This is a genomic window from Pollutimonas bauzanensis, assembly GCF_040393045.1.
GTDB lineage: Bacteria > Pseudomonadota > Gammaproteobacteria > Burkholderiales > Burkholderiaceae_B > Pollutimonas > Pollutimonas bauzanensis_A.
Window position 1 is genome coordinate 1 of sequence record NZ_JBEBUX010000121.1, and the last position, 12,193, is coordinate 12,193.

The 12,193-nt window shown below is 55.1% G+C and carries 9 protein-coding genes; 6 read left to right on the forward strand and 3 right to left on the reverse strand.

Features of this window, described 5'->3' with window-relative positions; all coding sequences use genetic code 11:
- Window positions 1-115 precede the first annotated feature (115 nt).
- The 3 genes from ABWO67_RS15885 to ABWO67_RS15895 form a co-directional block, all read right to left on the reverse strand.
- Window positions 116-661 (reverse strand): TRAP transporter small permease, encoded by a 546-nt coding sequence (locus tag ABWO67_RS15885; protein ID WP_353153248.1) that lies wholly within the window; start codon window positions 659-661, stop codon window positions 116-118.
- A 69-nt stretch (window positions 662-730) separates the two neighbouring features.
- The gene (locus tag ABWO67_RS15890) at window positions 731-1,735 is read right to left on the reverse strand and encodes a TRAP transporter substrate-binding protein (protein WP_353153250.1); all 1,005 of its coding nucleotides are present in this window, start codon (window positions 1,733-1,735) and stop codon (window positions 731-733) included.
- A 104-nt stretch (window positions 1,736-1,839) separates the two neighbouring features.
- Window positions 1,840-3,543, reverse strand: coding sequence for a methyl-accepting chemotaxis protein (locus ABWO67_RS15895; RefSeq protein ID WP_353153252.1), 1,704 nt, complete (start codon window positions 3,541-3,543; stop codon window positions 1,840-1,842).
- A gap of 228 nt (window positions 3,544-3,771) precedes the next feature.
- Here ABWO67_RS15895 and ABWO67_RS15900 point away from each other — a divergent pair, with 228 nt between their 5' ends.
- From ABWO67_RS15900 to ABWO67_RS15925, 6 genes are all read left to right on the forward strand, one after another.
- A complete protein-coding gene (locus tag ABWO67_RS15900; RefSeq protein ID WP_353153254.1) occupies window positions 3,772-5,028 on the forward strand; it encodes a metallophosphoesterase family protein in 1,257 nt (418 codons plus the stop codon).
- Window positions 5,029-5,030: 2 nt separating this feature from the next.
- Window positions 5,031-8,507, forward strand: a complete 3,477-nt coding sequence (locus ABWO67_RS15905; protein WP_353153256.1) for an AAA family ATPase — start codon at window positions 5,031-5,033, stop codon at window positions 8,505-8,507.
- A gap of 111 nt (window positions 8,508-8,618) precedes the next feature.
- The gene (locus ABWO67_RS15910; protein ID WP_353153258.1) at window positions 8,619-9,392 is read left to right on the forward strand and encodes an ABC transporter ATP-binding protein; all 774 of its coding nucleotides are present in this window, start codon (window positions 8,619-8,621) and stop codon (window positions 9,390-9,392) included.
- On the forward strand, window positions 9,389-10,384 hold the full coding sequence (locus tag ABWO67_RS15915; RefSeq protein ID WP_353153260.1) for an ABC transporter substrate-binding protein: 996 nt from the start codon (window positions 9,389-9,391) through the stop codon (window positions 10,382-10,384). Before ABWO67_RS15910 ends, ABWO67_RS15915 begins: the two co-directional genes overlap by 4 nt.
- Before the next feature lie 65 nt (window positions 10,385-10,449).
- The gene (locus tag ABWO67_RS15920) at window positions 10,450-11,223 is read left to right on the forward strand and encodes an ABC transporter permease (RefSeq protein ID WP_353153262.1); all 774 of its coding nucleotides are present in this window, start codon (window positions 10,450-10,452) and stop codon (window positions 11,221-11,223) included.
- Between the two features lie 104 nt (window positions 11,224-11,327).
- Window positions 11,328-12,053, forward strand: coding sequence for a transporter substrate-binding domain-containing protein (locus ABWO67_RS15925; RefSeq protein WP_353153264.1), 726 nt, complete (start codon window positions 11,328-11,330; stop codon window positions 12,051-12,053).
- The last annotated feature ends 140 nt before the right edge of the window (window positions 12,054-12,193 follow it).

Genomic DNA, 12,193 nt, shown 5'->3' on the forward strand with positions numbered 1-12,193 from the left:
AGCGAGTCGTGTCCGAAGACCAATATGGTCAGTATGGATGAAAGCCCTAGCGAGACTGCCACGGGCATGCCCATGAACATGAAGACAAAGAGCATGATGAAAAGCGCGGCTGTCGTCATTTCTGCTCCTGGGTTGGCAGGCCTTCATCGCTGCTGTATTTAAGGGCATCTTCGACTTCATCGCCCAGCAAGTGCACATCCTTGCCTTGCCACATGTTGTACAAAATCTGCGCAAAACGGCAGAACAGCAAGGCAAAGCCTATGGGCATAACCAGGCGGGGCACCCATTGGGGAATGGGCATATCCTGGGCGAGGATACCGATGTCATACATTTTGCTGACATAAATCCAGCCGCCGACAAATACGATGGCGGCATATACCAGGCATAGCAGCGTGGCCACCAGCCCTAGCTTATGGGCTATTTTTTTGGGCAAAATCTTGACCAGGGCGTCCACGCCTATGTGTGCACCGACGCGCACACCATAGGAAATCCCCAGGAAAATCAGCCCGCCGAACAAAAAGGTGGTTAGTTCCAATGCCCAGACAAAGCTGTAATTGAACAGGTAGCGCGCGACTACTTGGGCGAAGGTGACAAGCGTCATGGCTGCCAGAAGAAAGGCGATAAGCCCTTCTTCCAGCCGCTCAAACCAGACTGATTTCATGGTGTGGTCCCGTATGTCAGCTAAGTGCAGCGACTGCTAAAATAGTCTTTAGCGTCGCCGCGCTAGCGTTTACTTATTATTGGACTTGAGTGCTGACTGAATCAGCTCGGGGCCGATATCGCCTTCAAACTTTTTCCAGACAGGTTCCATGGCTTTGCGCCAAGCCGCCACATCGTCTTTGCTAAGCTCTTGAACTTTTGCCTTATTGGCTTCGATGATGCGCTTGCGATCACGCTCGTTGAGCTCTGCCGCCAAGTTATTGGCGTAAGTCGTGGCTTCCTGCATGGCAGTTTCAAGGCCGCTGCGAATATCAGGAGCCAAGCCGTCCCACCATTTGGCGTTGGTAACGACCATATAGTCGATGACGCCGTGATTGGTATTGGCTATGGTTTTTTGAACTTCGTGGAATTTTTGCGAATAGATATTCGACCACGTGTTTTCCTGGCCGTCGACCACGCCGGTTTGCAGAGCTTGATAGACTTCGCTGAAAGCCAGTTTTTGCGGATTGGCGCCTAGTTGGCGAAATTGCGCTTCAAGCACGTCGGATGCCTGGATACGGAATTTCAAGCCTTTGACATCTTCGGGGCGGGTCAGTTTGTCTTGGTTGGTGGACAGTTGCTTCAGACCGTTGTGCCAGTAGGCCAGGCCTTTAAGTCCGCGGTTGGTCATGGAGTTCAGCAAAGCTTTGCCGTCGTCGCTCTGTTGGAAGCGGTCAACGGCGGCCATGTCGTCAAACAAGAAAGGCAGGTCGAACAGTTGAACCTTTTTTGTGTAGCGATCGAATTTGGATAGGGAAGGGGCAATAAACTGCACATCGCCAAGCAATACTGCTTCTAATTCCTTAGCGTCGCCAAATAATTGCGAGTTAGGAAATACCTGGACTGTAACTTTGCCCGGAAGCAGTTTTTCAGCAATTTCCTTGAATTTGATGGCGCCTTGCCCTTTGGGCGTAGCATCAGCCACGACGTGGCTGAACTTAATGACGATGGGTTGTTGTGCCAGAGCGGAAGCAGAAAACGTCAGGGCAATGCTGCTGCCCAAGATCGCGAGCATCCTGGTTGTGACCGTATGCATGTGGCTGTCTCCTTCTAATTATTGTCGCTCATACTGGCCGACTGTCTGCCCACTTTACCGATCTGAGCTGAATGTGTCAAAACTTTTAAAAGACATTGCGCGTGCTAGCTAGGCGTAGGCATAGGAATAGGTAAAAATTGCTGCTGGCTGGCGCCATGAAAATGCAGGCTTTCGCCAGATTCCTGAGGAGAATCCGTGTTGGCGAGCTTATCCAGGGTAAATCGTGTAATGGTCTGCGCCAGGCCGTCGGCCTGTTCTTGCTGCATTTGCGTGGCCCTGGCCGCCATCTGTACCTGAATCACATTTTGCTGCGTGATGGTATCTAGTTGGCTCACCGCCAGTGTAATTTGTTCAACACCGCTAGCTTGTTCGCGGGTGGCGCTCGCGATGTCATCCATGATGCTTTCGGCCTGCCGCACCGATTGCATGATTTCGTCCATTGCCCCGCCTGCTGTATCAACAAGATTTGCACCTTGATCAATTTGCGAAACCGACAGTTTGATTAAGGTTTCAATTTCTTTTGATGCCTCTGCCGAGCGTAAAGCCAGGCTGCGGACTTCGGCCGCCACAACGGCGAAGCCTCGGCCATGTGTACCTGCGCGTGCCGCTTCTACTGCAGCATTCAATGCCAGGATATTCGTCTGAAAGGCGATGTTCTTGATAAGCCCGGTAATATCGTTCACCTTATGTGAGCTCAGACGTAAGTCTTGCAGGGCGGTTACGGCATTTTGGACAGTCTGGCAGCCGCGCGCGGCGCAGTCGGCGGTGTTCGATACGACCTGTTTAGCGTGTTCGGCGTTGTTTGCATTTTGCTTGACGGTAATGCTTAGCTCTTCCATTGCAGTGGCGGTTTCCTGCAAGTTCGCCGCCTGCTCATCGGTGCGTTCAGCCAGCTTATGGTTACCGACGGAAATTTGGTGCGAAGCGGTTGCGATTTGTATAGCGCGGTCGCGAACATCGCTGATCGCCTGATGCAGGCCGACGCCGATACCATTCAGTGCGTTCAACAATTGGCCCAGTTCATCACGGCGCTTGACGCTGATTCGTGCGCTTAGGTGGCCAGCCGCCAGTTGCTGGGCGAGCTGCACGCCCAGATCCAATGGGTGTTTGATGGCCTTATACAGGTGCCATAACGCCAGCGTGCTGCAAAGCAGAAGGGCCACCATGGCCGTTATCGCGATGCGTTGGGCAGTCAGGCTGGCATGCTCAGCCTGGCGAAGGTCTTGCTCGAAGCGAGTCGTCTGCATGTCATCGAACTCGTCTATGGCGCGGGCAATAGCCGTTGATGCCTCTGTGTATTGTTGGCCGAAGATCATGACTTTGGCCATCAAGGCGTTGGGCAACGCCACTTTGATCCCTCCCTGGCCGTCGTCGAACTGGCCGCTGGCGGTGCTGATGGCCTCGGCTTCCGTTTTTTGCAGTTCAATTCCCTGAGCGTGGGCGGATTCCAGTTTGGCCATTTCTTCGGGGGTGAATCCCGTTTGCCTGAAGCGGTCTATCATGGCCTGTTGAGCGCCCCGTTCGTCTGGGGCTTGACCGTGCAGGATGGCGCTGTGGCGCAAGTAGCTTTCATGGAATTCGGGTTGTTCGGTCGACACGAATGCCATTGCATCGCGCGTCATTGCCTGAGTCAGGCTTTTGTATTGGGTCGCCAGTGCGGTCGCCGAGTAACGCTGTCTTTCCGTAAGTTTTAAGTAGTCTATGCTTTGCGTCAGGTTGTGCAAGGCAGCCAAAACCAAAGCGGATAGCAGCGTGAGTGTGATCAGAAAAAGAATAAAACTCTTTTTCAGCGTGAGGGATTTCGTCATGTACTGCGCCTGTCAATATAGGTATTGCCGCGCGCGGAGCTGATTCAAACCTGTCTAGGTTATGCCGGCACCGAGCCATGCGGCGAAGCGCAGAGATTATTGCAGCGCATCATGACCAGCCTGTGACAGCAGGCGATTTTGCCAAGCTCAGGCATGCTAATGTTCACTCTGCCTGGCCTATCTGCGTGTTGCGACGATTGCCAAGTCATAAACAAGAAGGGAAACGACGTGAGATTCATCCATGCCGCGGATATCCATCTGGATAGTCCGCTGACCGGTTTAAGCGCGTATGCCGACGCGCCGGTCGATATGTTGCGCACTGCTACGCGTGATGCGTTCACCAACCTCGTCAACTATGCCGTTGACGAGCGGGTCGACTTTATGGTGATCGCGGGGGATCTGTACGACGGTAATTGGAAGGATCACAACACCGGGCTTTATTTCGCCAAGGAAATGGGCCGTCTAAAAAAGGCGGGCATCCCTGTGTATTTGCTGTATGGCAATCACGATGCCGAAAGTGAGATGACCAAACGCCTGCTGTTGCCGGATAACGTCTTTGTATTCGACAGCCGCAAACCTAGTACTTTTTTACTGGAACACATGGGAGTGGCGTTGCATGGACGCAGCTTCAAAGATGCGGCTACGGTGGAAAACCTGGCTGCCGGCTATCCCGATCCCGTGCCCGGCATGGTCAATATCGGGGTGCTGCATACTGCTTTGGAAGGCAATGCCGCTCACGCTAATTATGCGCCTTGCAGCCTTGCTGAACTGCATGCCAAGGGTTACCAGTACTGGGCCTTGGGGCATGTGCACGAATACGCTATGTGGCGCGGCCAGTCGCTAGTGGTTTTTCCCGGCAACTTGCAGGGCCGCCACATTAGGGAAACCGGCCCTAGGGGCGCAGTTCTGGTCAGCAGCGATGCCGCTGGCGACCTTGAAGTCGAACGCATCTATGTCGATGTGGTGCGTTGGCATAGTCTTGAGGTGGATGCCTCACTATGCCAGTCGCTGGAACAAGTCGCACGTCGTATTGGCGAGGCACTGGAAGGCTTGCTGGTTGATAAGCATGCCAATATGCCGCTGGCCGTCAGGGTCGTCGTCATCGGTCAAACGCCGGCGCATGGAGAGCTGTTCGGCATGGAGGCGCAATTGCGCATGGAGGTTTTGGCATTTATTGCCGCCTTGGGCAACGACAGGCTATGGCTGGAAAAGGTCAGGTTAGCCACCCAGGCGGTTGACGACGGCCAGGCACTGCGGCAGCGTGCCGATGCCTTAGCCGATTTGCAGGATTTGCTCGAAAATGCTGAAACCGATCCTGATTTTCTTGAAGGCTTGCGCGATGATCTATCCGCATTGATCAGCAAGGCTCCATTAGAGCTGAGGCTGGCAGTCCCGTACTTTGACGATATAAAAAATGGCGATCTTGGGCCCCTATTGCGTGAAATCAGGCCTTCTTTGATTGCTCATTTGGCTAAGGCGGAATAGACATGCGATTTAACCGTCTTGATCTGGTCCGCTACGGCAAGTTTACCGATAGCCGTCTGGCGTTCCCGCATTCCCGGCGCGACTTTCATATGGTTGTCGGCCCCAACGAAGCCGGCAAGTCCACGTTGCGCCAGGCATTCTACGATTTGCTATTCGGCTTTCATGCACGCACGCCGCTGGATTTTCTGCACCCCAAAAGCGAACTCAGGCTTGGCGCCGTCATTGAGCAGGCGGGCGGCCTCCTGGAGTTCCAGCGTACGAAAGGCAACAAAAATACATTGCGGGGCGCCGACGATTTGCCGCTGCCCGACGCCACGCTGGATCCCTACCTGGGCACCGCCACTGGCGATTTCTTCGACAAGATGTTTGGCCTGGATCACCCGCGCCTAGTGCAGGGCGGCAACGATATGCTGAAGGCGCAGGATGATGTCGGGCAGGTGCTGTTTCAGGCCGCGGCGGGCGTTGCGAGCCTTGGTAAAGTTTACGATGCCTTGCAAGCCGAGGCGTCTTTGCTTTGGGCGCCAAAGAGGTCCAAGGACCGGCAATGGTACATCGCACAAGCGCAACTGGACGAGGCCAATGCGGCGTTAAAGGCGGTAACTGTGCGTACCCGCGAATGGGTCGAAGCGCATAAACGAGTACAGGATTTGCAAGCGGCGGTCCAAGAACAACGGGAACAGCACAGACAATTACTGGCCAAGCGAACCAGGCTGGAGCGTATACGCCGTCTGGCGCCCGGCGCAAGCATGCTGGCCGAAAACGAGAGGTTGTTGCGGGAGCTAGGTCCGGTGGTAGAACTGCCTGTTGATGCGGGCGCAATCCTGGCGTCGGCGGAAATCGAACTGGCCAGGGCGGAGCAAAGGCTGTCCACCCACGATGCGGAAGCGGGAAGACTACAGAAGCTGCTGTCGGGCATTGTGGTTGACGAACGCGTGTTGGCGTTGGCCGAAGATATCGAAGCGTTGGACGCTTTGCGTCATCGATACAGTACCCATTCACAGAATATTGAGCGCTATGAAGGGGAGGTGGCGTCGCTATGGAAAGATGCCGCCGACGCCGCACTGCAGTTAGGCTGGAAGCTTGCTCAAACGCATACGGAATCCGACTTTCTAGCCCTTCAGGCGCGTTTGCCGATACTGCCCGCCAGGCGACATATAGAACAGCTTTTGCGCGATCATAGTAGTCTGGTGCAGGCGCTGCAGTCGACGGAAAGGGCGATGCAAAGCAGACGGTCCGAAATAGAAACTTTGAAAGCCAGGTTGGCTGATTTGCCTGTCGTCGAGGTTCAGCCCACATTGCGTGCGGCACTGAGCCTCGCTGTTTCGCAGGGTGAACCGGAAACGGCGCTGCGCAAGGCGGTGGTAATGGCTGGCAAAGCGCAGGCAGAGTTCGATCAGGCTATGTCGGCTTTGGCGGGCGATTGTAGAACCGTGGATAAGCTTATGGCCTTGCGGACGCCGTCGGCGCAGGATCTGGCGCGCCTAAGCGCCGAGCGCCAGGAATTGGTGTCTGATCTGAAAGCGGCGAAGGCCAGGCATGTTGAGCTGATGGGCATAGTGCAAGAGCGCGAACTGGCGATACGTCAGTACCAGCAATTACATCACCTTGTTACGCAAGGTGATGTCGCACAGGCACGTAGCGAGCGCGATAACGTCTGGCTGTCTATATCCAGCGGCGCGGTGGCGTTGCCAGAGGCGGCGCAAGCCTTCGAACAACACATTGGCCAGGCCGATGCGCTTGCCGATGCCCGGCTGGACAACGTTCAAGAAGCCGCCGAACTGCAAAGTCGTCAGCATCAGCTCGAACACGAGCTACAGAAACGCGATCATGCCAGAAGCATGCTGTTGGCCAGCGAAACGAGGTTGCAGGAGTTCGATGACCGCTGGGACGCGACTTGCCGTCCTCTCGGTTTACAGTCCATGACGCTGGAACAGGTTGGGGACTGGTTAAAGCAGAGAGATAAAGCACTGGCCGCGGCCGAAAAGCTGACCACGGCCAGCCAGGCTCACGAAGAGCTTGTCGCCGAGCAGTCGCAGGTGGTGGCGGGCTTGCGACTAGCGTTGCTAGCTGCGGGCTTGCCCGTAAGCGATATTGGAAGTCTTTCGGCCTTGCGCATGCAGGCCGATGACTATGTAGGGGCTGCAGAAACGGCCAAGGTGCGCAGGGCGGCGTTGGCAGACCAATTAATGCAGGCCGAGCCTATATTGGCCGAACTGCAAGCCGCCAGGGATACGGCGCTTGGCGAAATGGATCGTTGGCGCCAGGATTGGGCGATTGCTTTGGGCAATGCCGGCCTGCCTGTCGAGAGTGATACTGCGGCCGTACAAGGCGCGTTGAGCTTGATGGAAATCATTGCTGAGAAACTGAAGCATATACGGCAAAGACACGTCGAACACATCGATGTGATGCTTAGCGAATTGCAAGGGTTTTCCTCTGGCGCCACGCAGATAGTGCAGGCGCTGGGTGACGATAGCGTCAGTGGCGATGCCGGACAAATCAGCCAGGCGCTTAGCGCCAGATTGTCTTTGGCGCGGCAGTTGCACAAGCAAGCCACGGATGTTGCGAAGCAGCTGGATCATGCGCAGTCCGAATCCAGACTGGCGCATGGTTCGATTCAGGCTGCCAGCGCAAACCTGCAGCCCTTGTTGCAACGTGCGTCAGCTGAGGATCAAGAGCAGTTACGGTTTGCGATCAGTCAGTCCGACAGGCAAAGAAGCCTGGCTCAAGCGGTGGCCCATGCCAGCGCAGAGCTGTTGAAAAATGGCGATGGCTATACCCGCGAACAAATACAAGAAGAAATCGAGGGTGCAGATTTGGCCCAGCTTACCGCCGATCTGGATACCCTGAATGCCGATATCAATACCGCTATGGCAGAGCAGACGCGCATAGCGGTTGAGCTGGCCGACGCGGTACGCAAGCTGGAAAGCATCAGCGGTACCGACGCGGCCGCCAAGGCTGAATCGCAGCGGCAAGAGGCGCTATCGGGTATGGCTGATGCCACGGAGCGGTATATCAAGGTGTTCACCGCTGCGCGTTTATTGCGTTGGTCTATCGACAGATACCGCGAAGAAAAGCAAGGACCTATGCTGGCCCGGGCTGGTGCCATTTTTTCGCAGTTGACCTTGGGCTCCTTTGAGCGCCTGGCCGTTGATTTCGACCGCGAACCCATGGTGCTGGAAGGGGTGCGCGCCGACGGGGGCAAAGTCGGCATAGGCGGTTTGAGCGACGGGACGCGCGATCAGTTGTATCTGGCTTTGCGTTTGGCGGCCTTGGAACTGCATTTGCAACAAGCGGCACCGTTGCCGTTTATTGCGGATGATTTGTTCATCAATTACGACGATGCCAGGGCTAAGGCAGGGTTACAGGCCCTGGCCGCGCTGTCTGAGCAGACGCAAGTTATTTTCCTGAGCCATCATGATCATCTGCTTGACACCGCGCGCAGTGTATTTGGTGATGATATGAATGTACTGGTGTTGTAGACAGTGGTGGCTTATATGACTTTATCGTATAAGCATAGTGAATAAAAATTCTTGTGGGGTATTAAGTCAGTCAGTAAAGTGCGATATAACCAAACCGCAAGATGAAACTTAATGAAGCTGTCCTTCAAGAATATAGAAAAGCAGTTCTCTGGCCTGAAGGTCATCGAGAACTTTAGCCGCGACATTGAGGACGGCGAGCTTGTTGCGCTGGTAGGCCCCTCGGGCTGTGGGAAATCGACCTTGCTGCATATTGCCGCCGGCCTGGAAATGCCTTCTGGCGGAGCCATGTTGGCCGATGGGCTGCCCGTGCAAGGGCCCCATCCTGAGCGCACATTGATGTTCCAGGAAAACGCGCTGTATCCATGGCTGACGCTGGAGCACAACGTGGCGCTGGCGCTCGAGTTTCAAAAAAACGACAAAAAGGATGCGCGCCGCCAGGCTCGTGAATGGCTGGGAAAGGTCAATCTCGCAGGCTTTGAAACCTATTACCCGCATCAGGTTTCGGGTGGCATGCGCCAACGCGCCGCGCTGGCTCGCGCTTTTATCTCGCATCCTAAAGCGTTGTTGCTGGACGAGCCTTTTGGCGCGCTGGACGCGCTTACCAGGATGACGTTGCAAGATGCGCTACGCCAATTGATACGCGAAGCTGGTCCGACAGTGCTCCTGGTTACACATGATGTCGACGAGGCCTTATTCCTGGCGGACCGCATTCTGGTGTTCAGCCCGCGCCCAGCGACGGTGCTTAAGGAGTTCACTCTGGCGCGGCATGAAAAGACCCATGATTTATCGGAATTCGCCGCCATGCGCAGGGAAATTTTAGGGCTGCTTGGGATTCATGCCGAACAGGATGAAGTCGCAAAATTAATAGAGGAAATAGAAGTATGAAGCTGTCACGTTTATTGATACCGGCATTGGTCGCATTGACTATGGCTGGTCAGGTCATGGCTGCAGAAAAATTCAAGGTTGGCTATTTGCGTGTCATGGATGACGCGCAGGCCATCGCCGCGTACGAAGGTGGTTTTTATAAGAAGCACGGTCTGGATGTTGAACTGGTCGAATTCAAATCAGGTACCGATTTGATTAAGGCCATTGTCGGCGGCCAACTGGACACTGGGGTATTGGGCTTTACCAATGCCGCTTCGTGGTCGTCCAAGGGTGCGGACCTTAAGGTCGTGGGTGGTGCACAGCACGGCTTTCACGCCATTGTGGTGCGCGAAGACGCCAATATCAACGATGTCGCTGGTCTTAAAGGGCGCACGCTGGCTTCGCAAAAAGAGGGCAGCACGGCAGACACCGTATTGCGCGGCGTCGTATTGAAAAACGCGGGGCTGAAGCCCGAAGATTTGACGATCATGGGTGTAAGCCCGCAGGTCGCCGTCCAGTCGCTGGTTGGCAACCGTGTGGAAGCCGCATTTTTGTTCGAGCCGCAGGCCAGCATTGCCCAACTGATCGCCCCTGTTAAGCAAATTTATGAAATCGGTGCGGTCTGGCCATTTCCGTGCATGGTTGTGATTACTTCCGGCGACACGCTGAAAAACAACAAGGAAGGCGTCTGGAAGTCGCTGGACGCCCAGCGTGAAGCGATTGAGCTGATGCAAAGCAAGCCTGAAGAGGCTGCCAAGCTTATCGCCAGCTACTTCATCGCAGAACCTACGCTCAAGACCTTGAAGCATGGCGATGTGCCGCGTGAAGATGTCATCCGCGACGCGATCAAGAGCCAAACATTCAGCCCGGTGCTGACCGACGCGGAACTGGATCGCATGCAGGAAATTGCCGATATCCTGCAAGAGCAGGGTTCCTTGAAGACAAAGGATGGCGGCAAGTTCGACGTCAAGAGCATTGTTGACCTTGAATGGCAAAACACCCGCAAGCTGTAATTGGCCTGTCGACCTACTCCTGAAGATGGCCGGCTCAAACCGGCCATCTTGATTTAGAAGCATTTATGAGCACCCAGATTCGTCTTTCCGGTTATCGAAAAAAACTCGCCATGGTGGTTGCCGTCGCCGCCATTTTGTTGTTCTGGCAAATTGCCGCCTGGTTTTTACCTGACTTCCTGATGCCAGGCGTACCCGCCGTCATGGTCCGCTTGTGGGAAGACGTTCAAACCAGCGAGTTTCGCAGTGTGCTGGCGGGCAGCCTGACGCGCTTGGGCTTTGGTTACGGTTTTGCGTTGTTGTTTGGCATTGGTTTTGGCCTGATCGGCGCTGTATTGTTCTTCTTTCGTGAAGTGCTCAAGTCCGCCATTATTATCCTGCAGTCGATTCCGTCGATTGCGTGGGTCCCGCTGTTCCTGATCATGATGGGGTTCGGCAATATGCCCATCATCGTTGTGATCGCCTTGGCCGCCTTTTTTCCCGCAGCGTTGTCGGTCATGAATGCCACGGAAAGTGTGCTCAACGTACACGTATCCGCAGCACGTGTGATGGGGGCAAGCCGCTGGGACATGCTCAAAAGGGTTTATCTGCCCGCAGTCATGCCAGAATTGATTACCGGCGCGCAGCTGGCTTTCGGTAACGCCTGGCGGGCTTTGATTTCGGCTGAAATGTTGATTGGCTTCGGCCAAGGCCTGGGGCGGTCGTTGGCTTATGCCGGCGAGACTGCCGACATGATAGGTGTCATGGCCAATATTCTTACCATCGCCATCTTGGCGACTCTGATTGACCAAGTCATCCTGGAAAACCTGAAGCGTCGTTTGTTGCGTTATCAATACGTCTAGCCATGAATACCTGTGTCCCACATCGCCCTGTTCGATTGAATCATCTGCTTGCCGCCGTGGCGGCAGCGTGTTCAGTTGGGTTGGCTTGGCCAGCATATGGGGCCGTGGAACTTGTCCCTGCCGGCACACTGACCGTCGGCGTCGAATACGCGCCGCCAGCCTTTGTGGGTGGGGCGAAGGTACGTACGCCTGAAGGTATCGATGCATTATTGGTCGATGATATTGCGCGCCGTTTGTCGGCCAAGGCCCAGATGACGCTGTTTACCCAGGCAAATCCCACACAGCCGCTAGAGGATGGCAAGGTAAGAGTCGTGTTGGCTCCTGTTGCCGAAACTGACGCCGCTAGCGCTTCGTCGCGTGTCATTCCTACCGGTTACTCTGCTGGTGCGATGGCGATTATGCGATCGGATACCGACATAAAACAATGGAATCAGTTACAGGGGCGCACTGTATGCCTGGCCGAGGGCGGAAGGTATGTTGGGATGCTGGCTGAAAAATACGGGGCCATCGAAAAGGTTTTCAAGGCACCGGCCGACTCCTTGCTGGCGTTGCGCATAGGGGAATGCGATGCCGCGGTGCACGATAGTGCAATGCTTAATGAGCTGATCAAGCTGCCCGAATGGAAAAAGTTTTCGGCCCGCTTGCCCGTCCAAGACCTCAAACCCCTTGCTTTTGTCGTTGCAAGCAATGACGCCGAATTGGCCGATTACTTGAAGCAGGCAGTCAAAGCGTGGGCAAACAGTCAGCATCTGGAAAAAATCACCAAGGCAGCTGTGCAGGATATTGCGTTCGAGGTTTACCTGGACCAGACCGTTACTGATTGCCACTAGAGTTTTTTTTGGCCGAGGTGTTTACAGGAGTCGCGGCAGCGCAAGCGCGCGAGAGGTCGAAGCCGTGGGAGTCGAGCCGGCATTGGCGCCAAGGTCGTGCTGGGGGCGGTTTTTCGTTCTTGAGAAAGTCGGGTGTGTCG